This is a genomic window from Arthrobacter sp. R-11, from assembly GCF_049913155.1.
Lineage (GTDB): Bacteria > Actinomycetota > Actinomycetes > Actinomycetales > Micrococcaceae > Arthrobacter.
In genome coordinates, this window is the sequence record NZ_CP183979.1 from 2,677,147 (window position 1) to 2,697,961 (window position 20,815).

Genomic DNA, 20,815 nt, shown 5'->3' on the forward strand with positions numbered 1-20,815 from the left:
GGTACTCAGCTGTCGCCGGCGTTCGCCGCGGTGGCACTCAGGGTGCGCCAAGCGTCCGCCGCGGCTTCCTGTTCGGCTTCCTTCTTGGAGTGGCCGTTTCCCTTGCCGTACGTGGTCCCGTTGATCTGCAGCTCCGCGGTGAAGATCCGAGCATGGTCCGGCCCGGTGCCTTCCACGGCGTAGAAGACCGTGCCGAGCTGACGGCTTGCGGCGAGTTCCTGGATGCTGGTCTTCCAGTCGGTGCCGGCGCCGAGCGCAGCGGCATCGGCGAGCAGCGGCCCCACCAGGCGCATGACCAGCTGGCGGGCCGTCTCGATGTCGTTCGACAGGTAGGTGGCGCCGATGAGGGCTTCCATGGTGTCCGCGAGGATCGAGGATTTGTTCTTCCCGTTGGTCAGCTTCTCGCCCTGGCCAAGGTAGATGTAATCGCCGATGCCGAGCTCGCGGCCGATCACCGCGAGGGCACGGGTGCTGACGACGGCGGACCGCCTCTTGGCCAGCTCGCCTTCGGGGAGGTCGGGGTTCTCCCGGAAGAGGAAGTCGGTGACGGAGAACCCGAGGATCGAATCGCCGAGGAACTCGAGGCGTTCGTTGGTGGGGATTCCGCCGTTCTCGTACGCGTACGAGCGATGTGTCAGAGCAAGACGAAGCGTCTCGGCGTCAATGGTGACGCCGAGACGCTTCAGAAGCTCTTCAGTTGAAGACATCCTTAATCAGCCTGTATGGCGGACTTAGGCGTCTGCGACCTTGCGGCCCTTGTACTCAAGGAACAGCGCGGTGCCAGCAGAGTCGGTTACGACCTTTGCCTGGTGCGGCAGGCTGTAGACAACCTGGCCGTTCTCGATGGTCTTTACCAGGTGGGGGGCAGAAGCCTTCCACTGGGCACGGCGGGCGCGGGTGTTTGCGCGAGACATTTTCCGCTTGGGAACAGCCACGGCTATCTCATTTCTCTCTTAGACGAACACTTACTAATCAGTTTGCCGGTCAGTCTTAGCCATTTCAGCTAGGGCAGCCCAGCGAGGATCCAGGACCTCGTGGTGGTGCCCCGGCTCGTCTTCCAGGCGTATTCCACATTCGGAACAAAGGCCCTGGCAGTCTTCCCGGCACACCGGCTGGAACGGCAGCGTGGTCACGACTGCGTCCCGCAACACCGGCTCAAGATCGATTAGATCGTGCTCGACTCGACGTTGCTCTTCATCGTCTTCCCCGTCCGAAAGCTGAACGCCTTCATAGAGGAAAAGTTCTTGCACATTGACCTCAAGGTCATACGCAAGGGGATCCAGGCATCGTCCGCATTCGCCCTTGACTTCGGCGAAAGCGGTTCCGGATACCAGAATTCCTTCGTGTACGGCCTCAAGCCTCAGGTCCAGCTCGATGTCCGAGCCTTCCTGAACGCCAATGAGTGCCACACCAAGATCGCTTGGTGCAGGTACATGTTCTTTGAGTGTCCGCATGGTTCCCGGGCTGCGCCCGAGGTCCTTGACAAACAGCATCAAGGGCGAACTTGCATCTCGCTTAATGAGAACTCCTGTAGAACATATGACCGACGTACCATCTTAGCCTGAACGTCCGAAAGGACTCAAACCGGGGCCGCCGCATCGGCAGCGGCCCGAGGCACCGATCCAGCTTACCCGTTCCGGCGCTGATCCGGAGCCGACTCGCCAGCGAGGATACGCTTCAACACGGACTTAGGCACAAATTCCGAAATGTCCCCGCCCAGCTGGGCCACTTCCTTGATGAGTGTGGAGGACAGGTGGATGTAGTGGGCTTCCGCCGGAAGGAAAACCGTCTCGACGCCGGTGAGCTGGCGGTTCATCGTTGCCATGGGCAGTTCATAATCGAAATCCGAGGAGGAGCGCAGGCCCTTGACGATCGCCGTGGCGCCGCGCTGCCGGCAGTATTCGGCCAGCAGGCCCTCACCCATGGGCTCCACGATGATCCCGCGCAGCGATGCCAGGGTTTCCCGGGCCATGTCCATCCGCTCTTCCAGGGCGAAGCGGTACTTCTTGGCGTAGTTGGTGGAGACCGCCACGATCACTTCGTCGAACAGGCCAGCGGCCCGGGCGATGACTTCAAGATGTCCGTTGTGGATGGGATCAAAGGAGCCAGGGCACACTGCGCGTCTCATGCTTCGAAGCTATCGCATCCCCTGGCGGGATACCATGGCACACACCGGCGGGCCCTGCCGGATTCGAGCCACACCAGGAAGGCGGACCCGCGTGACGAGCCCCGTCCCCAGCAGCCCCCTCGCCAGCAGCCCCCTCGCCAGCAGCCAAAGCGCCCCGGTCCAGGACGAGGCGCCGTGGCAGCGGGCGGCCACCGGCGCCAACCTGCTTTCGGCCGACGGGTCACTGGGCGTGACCATCTTTGAAGAGATGACCACCCTGGCTGTGTCCACCGGCGCCATCAACCTCGGCCAGGGTTTTCCGGATGAGGACGGCCCCGCCGAGATGAAGGCGGCAGCGCAGGCGGCCATCACCGCCGGCGCCAACCAGTACGCTCCCGGCAAGGGCATCCTGGAACTGCGCGAAGCGGTCAGCGCCCACCAGGAGCGCTTCTACGGACTGGCACCGGACCCGCATACGGAAGTGGTCGTGACCACCGGCGCCACCGAGGCCATTGCCGCCTCCCTGCTCGCCTTCATCCAGCCGGGCGACGAGGTGCTCACCTTCGAGCCGTTCTACGACTCCTACGGGGCGATCATCGGCCTGGCCGGCGGCGTACATGTCACCGCTCCCCTGCTGGCCCCGGATTTCATGCCGGACCTGGACCGCCTGGAGGCGGCGTTCGGCCCGCGGACCAAAGTGGTGATGCTGAACAATCCCCACAACCCCACCGGAGCCGTGTTCCCCCGGCCCGTCCTGGAGCGCATCGTGGCGTTGGCTGAAAAGCACAACGCCCTGATCGTGAGCGACGAGGTCTACGAGCACCTCACCTTCGGCGTGCCCCATATTCCCGTCGCCACCCTGCCGGGCGCCGCTGAACGGACCATCACCATTTCCTCCGCCGGCAAGACCTTCTCCTTCACGGGTTGGAAGATCGGCTGGCTCAGCGGTCCGGAACACCTGGTGGCAGCGATCCGCACGGTCAAACAGTTCCTGAGCTACAGCTCCGGCACGCCCTTCCAGGGCGCCGTGGCGGTGGGCCTGGGCCTGCCGGACACCTTCTTCGCCGGCATCGCCTCCTCACTGCAGCACAAGCGGGACATCCTCGCCGAGGGCCTGCGGGCCGCCGGACTGGGCGTCTACCTGCCGCAGGGAACGTACTTCATCAACGTGGACACGGCCCCGCTGGGAATCAGCGACGCCGTCGACCTGGCGCGCAGGCTGCCCGAGCTCGTGGGTGTGGCCGCCATTCCGGTGCCCGTCTTCTGCCACCCGGAAGGGGCTGAACGTACCCGCAGCCTGCTGCGCTTCGCTTTCTGCAAGAAGGAGAGCGTGCTGCAGGAAGCGGCCTCGCGCCTGGCCACGCTGCGCGACAAGCTCCAGGCGTGAGCACCGCCGTGGGTCCGGAAGGCCGGCGCTTCCTGCGGTCCGGCGGGCAGCACGCAAGCATCGAGGCGGACGGGCTGGTGGCGGGCGCCTATGTGCTGAGCATCGGCGGGGCCGAGCAATCGCATGTGAACCTTGCCCGGCCGGAGGAAGTCTTCTACGAGTACCTGCGCCGTATCGCCAACGTGGTGGACCTGCTCCCCCCTGCCGGCGCGCCGGTGTCCGCGCTGCACCTGGGCGCCGGGGCCCTCACCCTGGCCCGCTACATCCAGGCGACACGCCCCGGATCGGTACAGTACGCCGTCGAGCTGGAACGCGAACTGCTGGACTTCGTCCTGCAGAAGCTCCCCATGCCGGAGGGCACCCGCCTGGAAACGCGGATCGGCGACGCCCGCGGCGAACTTGCCGCGCTGCCCCCGGAGCTGCTGTTCGACGTCGTGATCCTGGACATCTTCTCCGGTCCGGAAGCGCCGGAGCACATCGCCTGCCGGGAGTTCTACGAGGAGGCCGCGGCGAAGCTGCGGCCGGAGGGCCTGCTGGTCATCAATGTCGGTGACGAGGCGGCGCTGACCCTGGTGCGCAGCCAGGTGGCGGCCATGCGCGGGGCAATCGGATCCGGGGCCCTGGCGGATCTGGTGGCTTTCGCCGAGTCCGGGATGTTCGCCGGGCGCTATCCCGGGAACATCATCCTGGTGGGCAGCAAGCAGCCGTGGCCCGATTCCTGGACCCAGGCCCTGCTGGCCCGCGGTCCGCACCCGGCCTCCGTGCTCCGGGGCGTGGAGTTGGATCCGCTGTCCAACTGACCCAACTGACTGGCATTTGTTGTCGTTTTGAGCCCTCAAAACGACCATAAGTGCGAGTCAGTTGGGCGGCCTCAGGCGGGCTCCGCGTACCAGAGCATCGTTTCGCCGTACTTCTTCGCCGCGAAACGCTCGAGGGCGTCCGGCCAGTCCGGTTCGGGCGAGCGGGAGGAACGCTCGACGACGACCACCGCGCCGTCGTCCAGGTGCCCGGCCAGCTTGGCCAGCACGGCGCTCAGCGACGGCTCGTCCAACGGGTAGGGCGGGTCCAAGAACACCAGGTCCCAGAGCGTGTCCTCCGAAGCCCTCTCCAGGAAGGACTCCACCTTGGACCGGTGGACGGAGACGGTCCTGCGGGCCAGTGCCTGGTTGACGGTGTCGGCATTGCGCTGGCAGACGGCGGAGGCGCGGGCGTCGAATTCGACGAGTTCCGCGGAGGCGGCACCCCTGCTGGCCGCCTCAAGGCCGAGCGCTCCCGAGCCCGCATAGAGATCCAGCGCGCGGGCGTCGTCGATCACGCCCAATGCCTCCAACCGGGAGAACAGGGCTTCCTTGACGCGGTCCGTGGTGGGCCGGGTGGCGCTTCCGGGCACGCTCTGCAACGGGTTTCCGCCGGCGGTTCCGGCGATGATCCGGCTCAACGGCGGGGCTCCGTGGGACGGGCCGGCGTGTCCAGGTTGTCCGCGTTCAAACTATCCGCGTTCAAGGAACGCCTCCTTCTCGGGGTTGAGGTATTCGTCGATCGCCGCGGCAAGGGGCTCATGCCGGCGCAGCTCCGGGTCTTCGGCCACGAGCCGCTGGGCGTCGTTGCGGGCGCGCTCGATCACGTCCTCGTGTTCCAGGACCCTGAGCAGCTTGAGCGCTGACCGCCCGCCGGATTGCGAGGCCCCCAGGATGTCCCCTTCGCGGCGCAGTTTGAGGTCCTCCTGGGACAGCACGAAGCCATCCGTCGTGGCCGCGACCGCGTCCAGGCGGCGGCGGCTGGGATGCCCGGGCTCCAGAGTGGTGACCAGCAGGCACGTCCCGGGCAGCCCGCCACGGCCCACCCGTCCGCGCAGCTGGTGCAACTGGGAAATGCCGAAGCGGTCGGCGTCGAGGATCACCATCAGGGTGGCGTTCCGCACATCCACGCCCACCTCGATCACCGTGGTGGAAACCAGCACCTGGGTCTGGTTCGCCACGAAGGAAGCCATGGTTTCCGATTTGAGCACCGGGTCCTGGCGGCCGTGCAGCGCTTCGATCCGGGCGCCGCGCAGGGCATCCTCCTGCCGCAGGGCGTCGACGACGGCGGTCACGGACGCCAGTTCGCGGACCGGGCCTTCGTCGTCCAGCGAGTCCGGTTCGTCTTCGCCCGGGGTGAAGTCGCCGTCGTCGTCCGTGCCGATCTTGGGGCACACCACGTACACCTGGTGCCCGGCGTCGATCTCCTCGCGCGAACGGGCCCAGATCCGCGATGCCCAGGCGGGGTTCTCGGCCAGGCCCACCAGGTGGGTGCTGATCGGGGCCCTGCCCGCAGGCAGTTCGTCGAGGACGGAGGTTTCGAGGTCGCCGAACACTGTCATCGCCACGGTGCGCGGAATGGGGGTGGCGGTCATGACCAGCAGGTGCGGCGGACGGCTTGCCTTGGCGCGGAGGGCGTCGCGCTGTTCGACGCCGAAGCGGTGCTGTTCGTCCACCACGATCAGGCCGAGGTCCTGGAAGCTGGTCTTGTCGCTGAGCAGTGCGTGGGTGCCGATCACGATGCCGGCGTTTCCGGAGGCTGCGTCCAGCATGGCCTGCTTGCGCGCGGCCGTGGGCATGGAGCCGGTCAGCAGCGTCGCCTGGACCGGGGATGTTCCGTTCTCCTCCCCCGGAGCTCCTTCCCCGAGCATCCCGGCTCCGCCGAACATGCCGTCCCGGGCCAGCGGGCCGAGGGTGCGCCGGATCGATTCATAATGCTGGGCGGCGAGGACTTCGGTGGGAGCCAGCAGCGCTGCCTGCCCGCCGGCGTCGACCACCTGCAGCATGGCGCGCAAGGCCACGATCGTCTTGCCGGAGCCCACCTCGCCCTGGAGCAGGCGGTTCATCGGCGAGTTCTGCGCGAGTTCCTGTGAAAGGGTCTTCCCGACGGCGGTCTGGCCGGCCGTGAGGGTGAACGGCAGTTGCCGGTCGAAGGCCGCGAGCAGGCCCTCCGGTGCCGGGCGGCGCGCCGTTGCCTCTTCGGCGGCGAGCTGGACGCGGCGGCGGGCGAGGGCAGCCTGCAGCACGAGCGCTTCCTGGTAGCGGAAACGGTCCTGGGCGTGCTTCCAGTCAATCGCCGTTTCGGGGGAATGGATCAGTTGGTAGCACCTGCCGATCTCCGCGAATCCTTCCCGGTCCATGATGGCGGCGGGTAGGGGGTCCTGGATCCGGCCCAACTCGATGGTGTCCAGCAGGGTGGTAATGACCTTGTGGATGGACCAGCTGGTGAGTTTGGCGGTGGCCGGATAGACCGGGATGGGCATCGCGGCGAGCTTCTCAGGGTCCATGCTGCCGGTGGCGTCCGGATCTTCGTCCAGGAGCATGAAGTCGGGATTCGTCATGCCCAGGGCGCCGCCGTAACGGCTGACCTTCCCGGAAAACATGGCCCGGCGGCCCGGCTGCAGCTCGCTCCGTGCGCGGAAACCGTTGAAGAAACTGATCTTCAGCGTTCCCGGAGTTCCGGGGACTGCCAGGTTCCCGCCGGCGTCGTCCGTTACGACCACATCGGTGAGCGAGCCGCGGCGGGCGCGCATCTGCCGGGTGGAGTTGGAGATCACCCGGGCAACCAGGGTGGCTTCCTCGTCCAGCGGGAGCTTGGCGATCGGCGTGAGTTCGCCCCGGGTGAGGTAGCGGCGGGGAAAGTAGTTCAGCAGTTCACCGACGGTTTCCAGGCCGAGGTGCTTGGTGATCACGGAGGCCGAGCGCTTGCCGATCCTCCGGTCCAGCGGCAAGCCCAGTTCAGGATTCACCAGCTCAGGATTCATGCGGATAGTGGCTTTCGGAAGCATCGGGGTCGCGGGGCAGGGCCAACTGGCTGACGGAGATGTCGCTCGGTTCGCCCAGGGAACGGATAGCGGCCACTGCGGGGCCGGCTTCGGGGACATGCACGTGGACACGCCAGCGGTAGCTTGCCTCAATGCCGTCGGCGTCGTCATCATCATCGTGGTCGTCGCCGGGCTGTCCGTTGCCTGGAGCCGGGACGCTCCCCACCTGGCTCATGATGACGGAATCGCCCAGCTCATCGAGTTTCTGCCGCAGCGTGGCGGCGGCGAGGGGCGAAAGCTCGATGGTGCACATGACTTCCACGCCCTCGTCGTCCGGCAGCGCGGCATGGATGTGCGGGTCCTGGACGTCGTAGCCGTGCAGCCCGTCCAGCAGTTCGTCCTGCAGTTCCTCACCCAGCACGGCCGAGCGCAGGCAGTCCAGGACCAAGAGCATGCCCACGCCGCCGGCGTCCACCACATGCGCATCATGCAGGGGCGCCAACTGCTCCTCGGTGCGCACGACGGCCCGGAGGGCAGCGTCCACCGTAGCGTCCAAGGCAAGGCCGAGCGCGTGGTTGCTGTCATCCCCGTTCTGGGCGGCATCCACTTCCCCGGCTGCCTGCGCCGCGGCTTCGAGCACGGACAGCATTGTCCCAGGGACGGGTTCACTCAGGGCCGACCACGCACGGATCTGGGCGCGGTGCAGTGCGGAGGCCAGCAGCGGGGCGCTGAGCCTGCCGTGCCCGGCCAGCGGTTCGGCCATGGCGCACAGGAAGACCGCGAAAAGGGTGCCCGAATTTCCCCGGGCCTGTTCCATGGCTGCGCGGCCGGCCGCTGCCAGCACCACGCCGACGTCGTTGGCGTGTTCCGGCCGGGCCTGTCCGCCTTCGGGGCTGCCGGCTTCCTTGCTCTCCACGGAACCCAGGGCCGCCACGGCGGCCCGCACGGTGAGATACAGGTTGGTGCCCGTGTCGCCGTCGGCCACAGGGAAGATGTTGATGGCGTTGAGCCTGTCGCTGTGGTTGCCAAGAGTGGTCTCTGCCTTGCCCAACCAGCGCTTCATTGCCTGTACATTGGCGGCGATCTTAGTCTGCAAAGTGATCCCATCCCACGGTATCGGCGGACTCCCCGGCTATCCGGACGAGGCCGCGTCCTCCCCCGGCAGCGGCCCTGACTGAGCCTACCGCAGTGAAAGGCTCCGGGAGCTGAACTCCGGCCGGAAATGCTGCCAGGAGGCCGTGGTCCTCTCCCCCGCCAAGCACCCATTCCATCGGGTCGACGTCCAGCAGCGAAGCCGCGGCTTCAAGGGCATGGGCCTGGGTTTTCAAGGCAATGGGATCAAGGTCCAGGATCACCCCGCTCGCTTTGGCGAGGCGGCCGCCGTCGCGCATCAATCCGTCCGAAACGTCCATCATGGCTGTTGCCCCGGCTGCGGCGGCCCGCGGGCCGGCGGCCAGCAGCGGCACCGGGCGGCACTGGCTGTCCACGAGTTCCCGCTGCTCCGGTGTCAGTGAGCCGAGCGGCACGGTGCTCTCCAGCAGGGCCAGGCCGGCGGCGGCCCGGCCCAAAGTGCCGGCCAGCGCAAGGGTGTCCCCGGGCTGTGCACCGGAGCGGAGCACCGGGGTCTGTCCGTGCATTGTCCCGACGACGGCGACCGTCACCGCGATCTCCCGCCCCCGCCCCAGGTCCCCGCCGGCCACCGAGCAGTCCGTGGCGCCGAGCCCGGCGATCCCGGCTGTGAGGCCGTCGGCGAAATCCTCCACCCAGGACACCGGGGTTTCCCCAGGCATGGTGAGGCTGACGACGAGGGAGGTGGCGGTTCCACCCATGGCGTTGATGTCGCTGAGGTTCTGGGCGGCGGACTTCCATCCGACGTCGAAGCCCGTGGTCCGGTAGCCGTTGTTCCAGCTGAGGCGGAAGTCCTGGTCCTGGGTCTGGGTGTCGATGGAGATGACAGCACGCCCGTCCGGGGCCGCCACGACAGCGGCATCATCGCCTGGCCCGAGCAGCACGCTGCTGCTCGACTCGAGGCGCGGGAAGATCCGGGCGAGGAGCCCGCTTTCCGAAAGGTCGGCGACAGTCAGTTCTTTTTCCGGCACCCTTCTACGCTAGTCGCTCGGACTGACATTCAGTGAGCGGGCCGGACGCCGGCCTGCGAGCTTCTAGACTTGCAGGGTGCAACAGAAAAACAGGAGGTCGCTGAAGTACCTTTCAGCCGGCGCGATAGGCCTCTTTGTTCTGTGGTTCGCCTTGTCACTACAGCTTTTCTGCCTCGTTTCGACGCCGGCTCCCCCGGCCGTCGACGCCGTCATCGTCCTGGGCGGCAGCAGCGATGAGCGCCTGTCCCTGGGGCAGGCCGTGGTGACGGCGCAATCCCTGGCAGCGCACTCCCCGGCAACGCAAGGCGCCTCCCCGGTGTTGGTTCTTTCCTGGACCGGCACGCCCGGAAACGCCTCCATCGATTCGCTCTGCAACGGGGCTTCCTTTCCGCAGCAATCGCTGCTCTGTTTCCGGCCCGAAGGCATGGACACGCGCAGCGAGGCGGCCGCCGTCGGGAAGCTTGTGGAAGCGAACGGCTGGCACTCGGTGGCCGTCGTGACGTCCTCCTACCACGTGCTTCGCGCAGGGACCCTGATGCGGCAATGCACCTCGGCCGAAGTGCATATGGTGGCGTCCAAACCTGCCTTGGATTCGCTCCAATGGCTACGGCGTTTCGTCATCGAGGAAGGCGGATTGATCGACGTGAACCTGCGCCCTGAATGCGGCTGAGGCCTCCCCGACAAGGCCCGCTTGCGGGTATCCGCCGCGGCTCCCGGCTAGACTCGTTGCGGACCTTTACGGAAACGGGAGCGAAAGGAGCAAGCGCTGGACACCCCCAAGGAACGTGCATCGGAGCTTCCTCCGGCACCCCGCCACCTGCACCGGAGGCGCTTCCGCCCTGCGGTTCCCGAAGGCAGGTTTGTGGAGTTTCCCGCGCAGCAGCCGCAGACGCCAAGCCGTGCGGCAAAGCCTGAACGGCGGCCCAGCGCCTTTGGCCGCAAACGCCTGGTTGCCTTGGCGGTGGTTGCCGCAACAACGCTCGCGGTCCCGGCCTTGATACTGGCTTTGCTCTTCATCAGATAGCCGGATTGCTTGTGGCTTGCCGTGACTAGGCAGCCGGACATGCATTCTCTGTCACAGCAGGATGTCAAGTAGCATTCAGGATGTTTTCAATTATTCGAACACCCGGGGGAAGCAATGCCCACTGTCATGCCCATTTTCGGCACCAGGCCTGAAGCCATCAAGATGGCACCCATCGTTGCGGCCCTGCAGCAGTCGGACATTTTCGATTGCGTTGTCACTGTGACAGGCCAGCACCGGGAAATGCTCGACCAGGTCAACGAACTGTTCGGAATTGTCCCCGACCATGACCTCAACATCCTCCAGCAGCGTCAGTCCCTCTCCGCCATCATGACGCGGACCATTGACGGTCTGGACAAGCTCTTCGCCGACAAGAAGCCCGACGCCGTCGTTGTCCAGGGGGACACCACGACGTCGACCGCCGGCGCGATCGCAGCCTTCTACCACGGGATCCCGGTGGTCCACGTCGAAGCCGGCCTGCGAAGCGGCGACCTCTTCTCGCCCTTCCCGGAAGAAGCGAACCGCAAGATCACCAGCCAGATTGCAAGCCTCCACCTGGCGCCGACGAGTGTCAGCAAGGCGAACCTGCTCGCCGAGGGCGTCAACCACGAAGATATCGTCGTCACCGGAAACTCGGTCATTGATGCCCTCCTGACGACTGTCGGGAAGCAGATTCCCTTCACGGACCCGCAGCTTGAAGACCTCGCGTCGAGCGGCCGGAAGATCCTCCTGGTCACGACTCATCGCCGCGAAAACCAAGGCGATGCCATGCGCGGCGTCGGCCGGGCCCTCGCCCGGATCGCCGATGCAGAGCCTGACATGGTGATCGTGCTCCCGGCCCACAAGAACCCGGTGGTCCGCGAAGCCGTGTTGCCCGCGCTCGAAGGCAAGGACAACGTGGTCGTCACGGAGCCGCTGGCCTACGGCGAATTCACCCGCATGCTCTCGCTTGCCCACATCGTGCTGACCGATTCCGGCGGAGTCCAGGAAGAAGCTCCGAGCCTGGGCAAGCCGGTCCTCGTGATGCGCGACAACACCGAACGCCCCGAAGCCGTAGCCGCCGGCACGGTGGCGCTGATCGGAACGGACGAAGACCGGATCGTCGCAGAGGTAGACCGGCTGCTACACGATGGGGCCCACTTCGACGCGATGGCCAACGCCGTGAACCCTTATGGGGACGGCAAGGCTTCGGAACGGACAGTTGCCGCCATCGCTGAATTGTTGAGCATCGGCAGCCGCATCGAAGAATTCGGCCACTCCGACCTTGACGAACGTACCGTCCGCGTCTGATTGATGCGTCCCCTGAAAGTCTTCTCCTATGGCGGAGGCCCTGCCTCCGCCATAGTTGACCATTTTCCCGGCCACGCTTTGCAGCAGGCGGGCCTGGTGTCCCGCCAATCCCTCATTAGCGCAATGGGCGGTCCAAGCGAAGCGGTGCTGGCAACCACTGCTACCCGTCCGGCCGCCGTGCGCGTCCTGCAGGCCGATATCGCCGCTTCCCTGCGGGCTGACATCGAGACGCGCCTCCCAAGCACCGACATCGTGCTCTGGGATCTCTTCGACGAACGCTTCGGTGTGGACCGGCTTGGCGACGGGACGTACCTGACGCGTTCTCCCGAGCGGGTCAAGTACGTCGCGGCTGGTTCCGGCGCCACGCAGACCATCGCGTTCGGCACCGAGGAGCATTTCGGTCTTTGGTGCGAAGCCGCGGAAGAGTTCCTCGGCTTCCTGGCGGGCAAGGCGCTCCTTCCGCGCACCTACGTCCTGGACCTCGCGTGGGCACACGCCGACGAGAACGGCCTGGACGCCGAGTTGCCCTTCGGTCTTTCTTCGGAGGAGGCAAACGCCAAATTTGCCCGCTACGCCGCATTCCTCCGCGGCCGCGGCGTCAATGTGCTGAGCCACTCCAGGACATGGACTTCGCGCACCCACAAATGGGGCGCGGCACCGTACAACCTGCACGACGCCGTCTACCGTGAGGTGGCGGGCAAGCTGCTTGGCTGCCTGCCGGCCGGGCTCCTCGAAGCCCCCGCCGACGTTCCGGCCCACGACAGGAGGCACAAGGCACCGATCCTGGATTGGGCCGGCCTTGATGACTTCGATGCCTCACAGGTGGGGCGGGCGCACCATCGGATCGCGCCAGCCGCCGGCCAGTCCTACGGCCTGTGCAGCCTCATCCAGAACAACGGCTCGGACACCCTGCTCGTGATCAGCCACGGAGCGCTGAACCGCGAGAAGTACAGCCTCCCCCGGTTCGAGTGGCTTGCCACTCTGGAAGGCAGGCCGGAGAACCTGATGTTCCTCGCCGACACCGCCCTCGAACCGCACAACGACCTGGAACTGGCGTGGTTCACCGGGAGCGCCCAGGAAGACCTCACCGAGCGGTACGCGGAACTGGTACGGCGGGCCGCCCGGCAGCTGGGGGTCAGGAAAATCCTCTTCATGGGCGGCTCGGGCGGCGGGTTCGCCTCGCTCGCGCTGGCTTCCAGGACCCCGGAAAGCCGTGCCCTGGTCTTCAATCCGCAGACAAACATCCGGAAGTATTGGCTCAAGTCGGTGCGGAACTACGTCAAGCGCCTTTACCCTGAATTCGCCTCCGAGAAGCAGCTCAAGAGCCTCGGGGCGCGGTGTGATCTGGCTGCCGCGTACGCAGCGGCGCCGCAGCTTGACCACCAGATCCTGTACGTCCAGAACGACGACGACCCCCACCACTTGGACAACCATCTGGGTCCCTTCGCAGCCGCCCTTGGCATGGAGCCCCGCTCAGGGGTCTCGAGCGACGGCAACGTGAGGATCGTCGTCGAACACTTCGCCGAGGGCCACAACATGCCATACAGGACGGTGCTGAACCCGTTTGTTGACCTTGCGTTGTCAGGGTGGGGTGAGCCCCTTGCCCCGACTCCTTTGCACCTGGGAACGCCGGCCGGGCCTGCGGTCTCCGGCTAGGCATCCGGTCAGGCTCAGGTACTCGCAAACTTGTGGCTCATGAGTATGAACGGGTAACTGATGGTGCTGCCGACGGAGCTTGGCGCGATGTCCGTGTACTTCACCGCCCCGGCTGCGTCGATCCAGACGATTCCGTTCAGGTCCGGGCGGTGTCCGTAGAGCGGTGAGAAGGCCGTCATCGCGGAGAATCCGCCGGTGCTGAGCCGCACGGGCGTGGTGGTGACCTTGCCCCCATACACCCGTGAGTAGCGGTACAGCGAGCCGTTCTGGTTGACGATGAGGGACGAACTGGTGGAGCGCGACGGAACCATGAGGACGAAGTTCCGGCCCTGCCATCCCGTGCCGATCGTGGACGGCGTTCCCAGCGCGCCGGTGGTGAGCACCGGCCAGGCCCTCAGGATGCCGCTGACCGGGTCCATCGCAAGAACGGACAGCGACGTGCCCCAGACGCCGACGGTCAGGTCCACGAGGCCCCAGCCTAATAGGCCCACGATCGTCGGCGGCATGAACCCGCCATTCGGGAGGCCCTGGTGGAGTTGCAGTGTCCCGTCGCTATGGTTGGTCAACACATCGAAGACGCCGTCGCCATTCCAGTCCACGACATGGGCGGACCGGACAAACCCGCCGAACCCGGAGTCTGCACGGATCGGGTTGCCGAAGCTGCCGCCACCCAAAGACCTGCAGACATTCAGCCAGCCGTTGGGCCCCACCGAAACCAGATCAGCGGCCGTGCGGATCGTGGGACGCTGGACGGCATCGACTTCAACGATGCTCATGGTGTCTTCGACGAAGAAGAGCCTGCCCTGCTTGTTGACCACCATTTCCGTGTACGAGCCCCGGAGGATTTCCTTCCGGGTTTGCCGGTAGGGGTCCAATACGGTGACGGTGCCCCCGCTCAGGTGGACGATGCTGCTTGCCTTGGGGAGGTACTTGATGGTGCTGGTCCTGTATCCGGGGGCCGCGGTGCGATAGAGGAGCTGATACGTCGCCACCGGCGAACCGCTGGTCTTGTTGAGCCGGATCACGCCATTGTTCGTGCTCACGTAAAGAATCCCGTTGACCATGATCGGGCTGTTGATTTCCACCTCACCGATGAATGGCCGCGCCCACAACAACCGACCCTGCACGACATTCCAAGCAAACACGTGGGCTGGCTTGAGGTCGTTGCTCGAGCCCAGTCCGCCCATGATTCCCGTCGTCCCGTAGACGACGTCACCCTCGCCGACCAGGCCCAGCACCGACTGCCCTGGTACCGGTGCGGACACTACCTTGATGTCGGTGTCGTCGGCCGGATTGAGGATCGCAAGTGCCCCGCCGTTCCGCCCGTAGTCCGGGATGGTCCCGGCGACCACCCGGTTACCGGCAGCAGCCCAGCAGATCGGCCTCGACTGGTAATAGGGGTAGCGCAGCTCAATGAGCCGCTTTACCGACTGGGTCACCGGGTTGAAGCGGAGCAACACACCGCCGGTATAGGAACCGACATAGATCGTGGACGCATCGTATTCAAACATGCCTTCGATCTGGGCGATCCCGCTCCCCAGCGGCGACCGCCAGGTGGCCTGTGACGTGATCCCGACACTTCCAATGCCGTCGCCCGTGTACCCGCCGAAATAGATCTTGTCTTCGGACTGGGACGCCATGAGTGCCTGCAGTTTGAAGGTCTGGGCGGCAAAATCCGCCTCGACATCCCGGATAACCGACTGGCTGCCGACAGAAACCCTGACGGAGCGGTACTGGCCGTCGCTCCCGCACAGGATATTCACGAAGGTGTCCGTTCCGGAAACCTCCACGTCCATGGCACGGGCAGTGTCCGGAACCAGGCAAACATACGCAGTTTCCATGGTCTTCGTGTCGATCCGCATAAGCTTGTGGACACCCACGGTATTCCACACGGCGTACGCGTCGGAGGAGCCGGGTGCCGAGGCGCTGGTCATTGCCGAGGGCATCCAGTCCCATGGCAGGGTGAGCCAGGTGCCGCTGGAGATCCGGTAGGCCTCGAACCGGAGCATCCCGTCGGCGCCATCGAAATGGACGAAAAGGACGTCCCCATGGGCATTGATGCGGTGGACGAATCCGTTCGACCTGGCATCCGGCAGGGGGATTTCCCGGATCTGCTCGGGGCTGTCGGCGTGCCAGGTGAACACGGTTGGGTTCTGCGAGCCGGTTCCAGCAAAGACGCGGTCCGAATCATCGATGGCAAGCGAACGGACATACTGAGTGTCCGGACGGACACGAACGGTATGCAGCGTTGTACCCGTTCGCGGGTCGAACCGGGTGGTGTTGCCCGTTGGATAGTTGCCGTTCCATACTCTGTCCCTTGAGTCCACGGCGACCGCAAAAGCCGCATTACTCGACATCGGTGCTGTCTGGTAGGCATCCGAGATGGTTCCAGAGAGGGTCACTCGCTTGACTGTGTCGTCTGCCCCGAACGCCAGCAAGGCTCCCGTTCCGGCTTCAACGGCCGTTTTTCCCACGCCCCCGCCACTGCCGGGGAAGGGAACAAGGGACAACTCCCGGACTCCCGTGGCAGCATCCAGGATTTGAAGTTGGTCCGCCAGCCCCGAGCTTCCGCCGGCGATCTTGAGGGCTCCGGTGCTTGTCCGGAAGAATCCGGCGTTTACCTGCGGAATGCTCGAAAAGACATTGCGGTACCGGCGCAGGACTGCCGAGGGCTCAGTTCCGACGGTTGTCAGCCCAATGCCCGCACCGAAAACGGTGTCGAGGGATTGCGCCGCTGCCGGAGAGGCGCTCGTTGCAAGGCGCCCGAGCCCTGCGCCTGCCCCCAGGACAACGGCGAGGGACAATACCGACCTTCTGCGGATATGCGGAGGATTGTTGCCGTGCGCCTCTTGGTCGTTCATGACTTCCCTACCTATTCATGTCCTGCCTTTACGCCGCGAGCAGTTGCGGTGCCTGGACAAGGAGTTCGCCGCCGGTCACGGGTGTGATCCGAACCCGGACGGTCCGCGTCCCGGTTAGCGGAAGGGTGATGTACTGATGCAGCGGAGTGAAGGTCCCCGAGCCGCGCACAGTGATGTATCTGGCAGCACTGAACCGTGTGGGTGATTCGGCATCGATCACCTCGAGCTTCAGCCGCACCCCGGTGCCGGAGCGCACGGACATCCGCAGTTGCCTCGTGGAGCCGGCGTGGGCGCCGAGCAGGAAATCCTTGAAGAGCCCGGTCGAAGCCGCTCCACGGCGCGCAAAGTATCCGCCCTGCTCCGATCGGAGGGACCACTTCGCGGACAACCCGTTCCAACCGTTCCAGCCATTCCTGAACCCCAGGTCGCCGCCCAGCAGGTCATGCCGGGACGAACTGTCAATTCGGGCGAGCATCAGGCCGCCCACGGTCAGGATGTCCAGCCGGCCGGCGTCCCGTTCGCTCGCGCACCAGGCGAAAAAGTCTTCAAGGGCGGCAAGGGCCGCAGCATCGAGAGCGCTGGGGTGGTACATGAAACAAACACCCTTGAGCTGCTTGCGGGCCGCATTGACGAAGTCCTTCCCGCGCCACGCGACGGCCGCATCATCGATTCGAATGTGGCTCCGGCCCATGTTGAGCAGCGGCTGTCCCGTCATGGACCAGTACCCGGGCATGTATCCGGTTGACAGCGCGTGATGTTGGGTAATGAGCCGGCCGGCCAGGTATTTCTCGAACGACGACCACGTCGCTCCGCCGTTGAATCCCTGATAGTTCGTGCCGCCGACGCCGGGGGGAACGAACAGCTCGATTGGCAGCTTTGGCAATGACCGTGCCAGGGACCACCGGGCCTGCTCGATCTCTTCCCGAAGGCGCAGGTCCGAAGCAGCGTCACGGTGCGTAGCGCTGTGGTTCGCTACTTCAAAGCCGTTCTCCAAGGCGCACTTCTGGAGCAGCGGGAAGGACATCAGTTCGCTTCCTCCGGGGCCCGTTTCCACGGCAGGCATTTGGGACATCGCCGCAATGGTCACCGGAATGGCGTACTTCTGGTGCAGGGGCAGGAGTACGGCCTTGAATCTGTTCAGGTGGTGGTCGCAGCGGAAAGCGACAGCCGCCCGCCCCGCAGTCCCGATCGCACCGCCGTGGCGCGCAACGAAGTTGTCGAGAAGCGCCTGGTTGAATCCGAACGGGTAGGGGCCCGGAGTCTCGGCTGCACGCGCGAAACCGGCGCCCTGGAGGAGCGCAGGCACCGCCGCGAGCTGGCCGGCAAACAACTGCATTGCCCGCCGACGGCTGAAGGGTATGAGACCACCGTGCACGTGCTCTCCTGACATTGCTGCACCCAGCATGCTTGACGTCCGTTGAGCGTTTGGTTATAGGCTAGCCCCCGCCGCCGTCAAGCGAAAGGGAACCGGAGGACCTCCGGGGAGGCAATCCAGGCCGTCTCAGGTACTGGCCAGTTTGTGGCCCTTGAGAAGGAACGGGTAGCTGATGTTGCTGCCCACTGAGCTGGGCGCGATGTCCGTGTACTTGACCGCGCCGTTGGCGTCGATCCAGCCGATTCCGTTCAGGTCCGGGCGGTGCCCGCAAAGGGGCGAGAAGGCCGTCATCGCAGAGAATCCGCCGGCGCCGAGCCGGACCGGGGCCGTGGTGACCCTACCCCCATAAACGCGCGAGTAGCGATACAGCGAGCCGCCCTGGTTGACGATGAGGCACGAACTGGTGGACCGCGACGGAACCATGAGGACGAAGTTCCGGCCTTGCCATCCGGTGCCGATCGTGGCCGGCGTTCCCAGCACGCCGGTGCTGAGGACCGGCCAGGCTCGCAGGATGCCGCTGGCCGGATCCATCGCGAGGACCGACAGCGACGTGCCCCAGATTCCCACGGTGAGATCGACGGCGCCCCAGCCCGTTTTCGCCAGGACGGTCGGCTGCATGAATCCGCCCCGCGGCAGGCCGCGGTGCAGTTGCAGGGACCCGTCGCTGTGGCTTGTCAGGACGTCGAAGACGCCGTCTCGGTTCCAGTCCACGACGTGCGCGGACCGTACATAGCCGCCGAAACCGGAGTCCGCACGGATCGGATCCCCGAATTTTCCGTTGCCGAGGGAACGGCAGACACTCAAACCGCCGATAGGCCCCACCGAGACCAGGTCCGCTGCGGAGCGGATCGTCGGCCGCTGCACGGTGTCGACTTCGGCGATGTTGGTGCCGTCTTCGACGACGAACAACCGGCCGTCCTTGCTGACCGTCATTTCGCTGTAGGCACCCCTCAGGATTTCCTTCCGGGTTTGCCAGTACGGGTCCAGGAGCGTGACTGTGCCTCCGCTGATGTGAAGGATGCCGCTGGCCTTGGGAAGGTACTTGATAGTGCTGGTCCTGTACCCGGGGGCGACGGAACGGTTGAGGAGCTGGTAGGTCGCCACGGGCAAGCCGCTGGCCTTGTTGAGCCGGATCACCCCGTTGTTCGTGCTCACATACAGGATCCCGTTGACCAGGATGGGGCTGTTGATCTCCACTTCGCCGGTGAAGGGGCGGGCCCACAACAGCCTGCCCTGCACGACATCCCAGGCGAAGACGTAGGCGGGCTTGGTGTCGTTGCCCGCCCCCTGTCCGCCCATGATCCCGGTGGTGCCGTACACGATGTCGCCCTCACCGACCAGGCCCAGCACGGACTGCCCGGGCACCGGTGCGGACACCACCCTGATGTCGGCGTCGTCGGCCGGGTTCAGGATGGCGAGCGCCCCGCCGTTCCGCCCGTAGTCCGGGATGGTCCCGGCGACCACCCTGCCGCCGGCCAGGGCCCAGCAGATCGGCCTGGACTGGAAATAGGCTTTCCGCAGCTCGACCAGTTCTTTGATCGTCTTTGTGACGGGGTTGAAGCGGAGCAACACGCCGCCGGTGTAGGAGCCGATGTAAATCGTGGACGCGTCGTATTCGAAGATGCCTTCGATCTGCGCGATCCCGCTCCCCAGCGGCGACCTCCACGTGGCCCAGGTGGAGAGGTCGACGCTCCCGACGCCGTCTCCCCTGTAGCCGCCGAAGTAGACCTTGTTTTCGCTTGCGGAAGCCAGGAGTCCCTGCACCTTGAAGGTCTGGGCAGCGAAGCCGGCCGCCACGTCCGCGAGGACCGCCTGATCGGTGACGGAGACCCGTACAGAGCGGTACTGGCCGTCGCTCCCGCACAGGATATTCACGAAGGTGTCCGTTCCCGAAACCTCCACGTCCATGGCCCGGGCCGTATCCGGAACAAGGCACACATACGTAGCGTCCATGGTCTTCGTGTCGATCCGCATGAGCTTGTGGACACCCACGGTATTCCAGACGGCGTAGACATCCGAGGAGCCGGGCGCCGAGGCAGAAGTCCGTGCGGAAGGAATCCAGGTCCACGGCAGGGTGAGCCACGTGCCGGTGGAGATCCGGTACACCCTGAACTTCTGGGTTCCGTCGGCGCCGTCGTAATAGGCAAAGAGCACATCGGCGTGGGCATCGACGCGTTCCACGAACCCCGACGCGTTGGCGTCGGGCAGGGGGATTTCGCGGATCTCCTCCGGGGTGTCCATATGCCAGGTGAACAGGCTCGGGTTCTGGGACCCGGTTCCGGCAAAGACGTTGTCGGAGCCGTCGACCGCGAGCGCCCGGACGTACTGGGTGTCGGGGCGGACACGGGGGGTCTCCAAAGTCGTCCGGGTCACCGGATCGAACCGCGTGGTGTTCCCGGTGGGATAGTTGCCGTTCCACACCCCGCCCTTGGAGTCGACGGCGACGGCGAACGACGAGTAGGTCGAGAGGGGCGCCGTATCATAGGCGTCCGAAATGGTTCCCGAGGCAGTGACCCGTTTGACTGTATTGTCCGCGCCGAAGGCAAGCAGGTCCCCGGTTCCGGCGTCGATCGCGGAGTTCCCTACGCCGCCCCCGTTCCCCGCAAACGGCACCAGGGATGCCTCCCGGACTCCCGTGGCGGCGTCGAGGATCTGGAGCTGGTCCGCCAGGCCCGAGCTTCCGCCGGCAATCTTGAGTACGCCGGCCCCTGTCCTGAAGAACCTGGCGGTCACCTGGGGGACGCCCAGGAAGACGTTGCGGTACCTGCGCAGAAGGCGGGACTGCTCAGTTCCGACGGTAGCGAGCGGGATTCGTTGCCCGAAACTGCTCGCAAGGGACTGCGCTGCAGCCGGAACCGTTCCGGCGACCGGGAGTCCGATCCCGGCGCTGGCTCCTAAGACAACGGCAAGTGACAGCACGGATCTCCGCCGGATCAACTTCCCGGCGCTCATCGGAGCAGCTCCGTCGACGCATGGCGAGGAACGGGCTTGGCAAGCTTGAAGAGACCGCACATACCGAGACCCCCAGGGACCAGAAGCCGGTCTTGGGGACCAGCCATGCTCCATTGGAGCCGTCGCGGCGAAGGCCCGTCACGAGTAGTGTGTACTCCACTTTGTACGGTTGCTCATGCGGGAAATGGGGCGAATAGTACTCAATTTGGCGTGCTCACCGGGGGCCGACTACTCGGTCCTGCCCCGAACCCTGAGTAGCGGCGGGGACGGCCGTGGAGGGAGCGTC

The 20,815-nt window shown here is 65.6% G+C and carries 16 protein-coding genes; 5 read left to right on the forward strand and 11 right to left on the reverse strand.

The genetic code is table 11. From position 1 onward, the window contains the following. Window positions 1-5 precede the first annotated feature (5 nt). The 4 genes from rnc to coaD form a co-directional block, all read right to left on the reverse strand. Window positions 6-707 (reverse strand): ribonuclease III, encoded by a 702-nt coding sequence (rnc, locus tag ACN9M4_RS12130; protein ID WP_426298194.1) that lies wholly within the window; start codon window positions 705-707, stop codon window positions 6-8. 24 nt (window positions 708-731) lie between these two features. After that, window positions 732-935, reverse strand: a complete 204-nt coding sequence (gene rpmF, locus ACN9M4_RS12135; protein WP_074590103.1) for a 50S ribosomal protein L32 — start codon at window positions 933-935, stop codon at window positions 732-734. Between the two features lie 33 nt (window positions 936-968). Then, window positions 969-1,493, reverse strand: coding sequence for a YceD family protein (locus ACN9M4_RS12140; RefSeq protein ID WP_426298196.1), 525 nt, complete (start codon window positions 1,491-1,493; stop codon window positions 969-971). A gap of 134 nt (window positions 1,494-1,627) precedes the next feature. Beyond that, the gene (gene coaD / locus ACN9M4_RS12145) at window positions 1,628-2,128 is read right to left on the reverse strand and encodes a pantetheine-phosphate adenylyltransferase (RefSeq protein ID WP_426298199.1); all 501 of its coding nucleotides are present in this window, start codon (window positions 2,126-2,128) and stop codon (window positions 1,628-1,630) included. Window positions 2,129-2,219: 91 nt separating this feature from the next. On the opposite strand from coaD, the gene ACN9M4_RS12150 reads away from it, so the two are divergent. Both ACN9M4_RS12150 and ACN9M4_RS12155 read left to right on the forward strand, forming a co-directional pair. Beyond that, window positions 2,220-3,494 carry an aminotransferase class I/II-fold pyridoxal phosphate-dependent enzyme gene (locus ACN9M4_RS12150; protein WP_426298201.1) on the forward strand — a complete coding sequence of 425 codons (1,275 nt, stop codon included), beginning with the start codon at window positions 2,220-2,222 and terminating at the stop codon, window positions 3,492-3,494. Further along, entirely contained in the window at window positions 3,491-4,294 is an 804-nt protein-coding gene (locus tag ACN9M4_RS12155; RefSeq protein ID WP_426298203.1) for a spermidine synthase, read from the forward strand. Before ACN9M4_RS12150 ends, ACN9M4_RS12155 begins: the two co-directional genes overlap by 4 nt. 71 nt (window positions 4,295-4,365) lie before the next feature. Here the strand turns inward: ACN9M4_RS12155 and rsmD are convergent, their stop codons facing one another. Genes rsmD through ACN9M4_RS12175 form a run of 4 tightly spaced genes read right to left on the reverse strand, consistent with a single transcriptional unit; the run spans window position 4,366 to window position 9,374 of the window. After that, complete coding sequence (gene rsmD, locus ACN9M4_RS12160; protein ID WP_426298204.1) at window positions 4,366-4,932, reverse strand: 16S rRNA (guanine(966)-N(2))-methyltransferase RsmD; 567 nt, start codon at window positions 4,930-4,932, stop codon at window positions 4,366-4,368. Between the two features lie 51 nt (window positions 4,933-4,983). Next, window positions 4,984-7,260 carry an ATP-dependent DNA helicase RecG gene (locus tag ACN9M4_RS12165; protein ID WP_426298206.1) on the reverse strand — a complete coding sequence of 759 codons (2,277 nt, stop codon included), beginning with the start codon at window positions 7,258-7,260 and terminating at the stop codon, window positions 4,984-4,986. Window positions 7,261-7,264: 4 nt separating this feature from the next. After that, window positions 7,265-8,338, reverse strand: a complete 1,074-nt coding sequence (locus ACN9M4_RS12170) for a DAK2 domain-containing protein (protein WP_426298208.1) — start codon at window positions 8,336-8,338, stop codon at window positions 7,265-7,267. 22 nt (window positions 8,339-8,360) lie between these two features. Continuing rightward, entirely contained in the window at window positions 8,361-9,374 is a 1,014-nt protein-coding gene (locus ACN9M4_RS12175; protein ID WP_426298210.1) for a thiamine-phosphate kinase, read from the reverse strand. A 76-nt stretch (window positions 9,375-9,450) separates the two neighbouring features. On the opposite strand from ACN9M4_RS12175, the gene ACN9M4_RS12180 reads away from it, so the two are divergent. The 3 genes from ACN9M4_RS12180 (at window position 9,451) to ACN9M4_RS12190 (ending at window position 13,341) form a co-directional block, all read left to right on the forward strand. Next, on the forward strand, window positions 9,451-10,044 hold the full coding sequence (locus ACN9M4_RS12180; RefSeq protein WP_426298212.1) for a YdcF family protein: 594 nt from the start codon (window positions 9,451-9,453) through the stop codon (window positions 10,042-10,044). A 468-nt stretch (window positions 10,045-10,512) separates the two neighbouring features. Continuing rightward, window positions 10,513-11,685 (forward strand): non-hydrolyzing UDP-N-acetylglucosamine 2-epimerase, encoded by a 1,173-nt coding sequence (wecB, locus tag ACN9M4_RS12185; RefSeq protein ID WP_426298214.1) that lies wholly within the window; start codon window positions 10,513-10,515, stop codon window positions 11,683-11,685. 96 nt (window positions 11,686-11,781) lie between these two features. Further along, window positions 11,782-13,341, forward strand: coding sequence for a DUF6270 domain-containing protein (locus ACN9M4_RS12190; RefSeq protein WP_426298216.1), 1,560 nt, complete (start codon window positions 11,782-11,784; stop codon window positions 13,339-13,341). A 14-nt stretch (window positions 13,342-13,355) separates the two neighbouring features. Here ACN9M4_RS12190 and ACN9M4_RS12195 read toward each other — a convergent pair whose 3' ends face one another. The 3 genes from ACN9M4_RS12195 to ACN9M4_RS12205 form a co-directional block, all read right to left on the reverse strand. Further along, window positions 13,356-16,202, reverse strand: a complete 2,847-nt coding sequence (locus ACN9M4_RS12195; RefSeq protein ID WP_426298218.1) for a PQQ-binding-like beta-propeller repeat protein — start codon at window positions 16,200-16,202, stop codon at window positions 13,356-13,358. A 28-nt stretch (window positions 16,203-16,230) separates the two neighbouring features. Then, window positions 16,231-17,538 carry a polysaccharide deacetylase family protein gene (locus ACN9M4_RS12200; protein WP_426298220.1) on the reverse strand — a complete coding sequence of 436 codons (1,308 nt, stop codon included), beginning with the start codon at window positions 17,536-17,538 and terminating at the stop codon, window positions 16,231-16,233. 165 nt (window positions 17,539-17,703) lie between these two features. Further along, entirely contained in the window at window positions 17,704-20,496 is a 2,793-nt protein-coding gene (locus ACN9M4_RS12205; protein ID WP_426298222.1) for an FG-GAP-like repeat-containing protein, read from the reverse strand. Window positions 20,497-20,815: the final 319 nt, after the last annotated feature.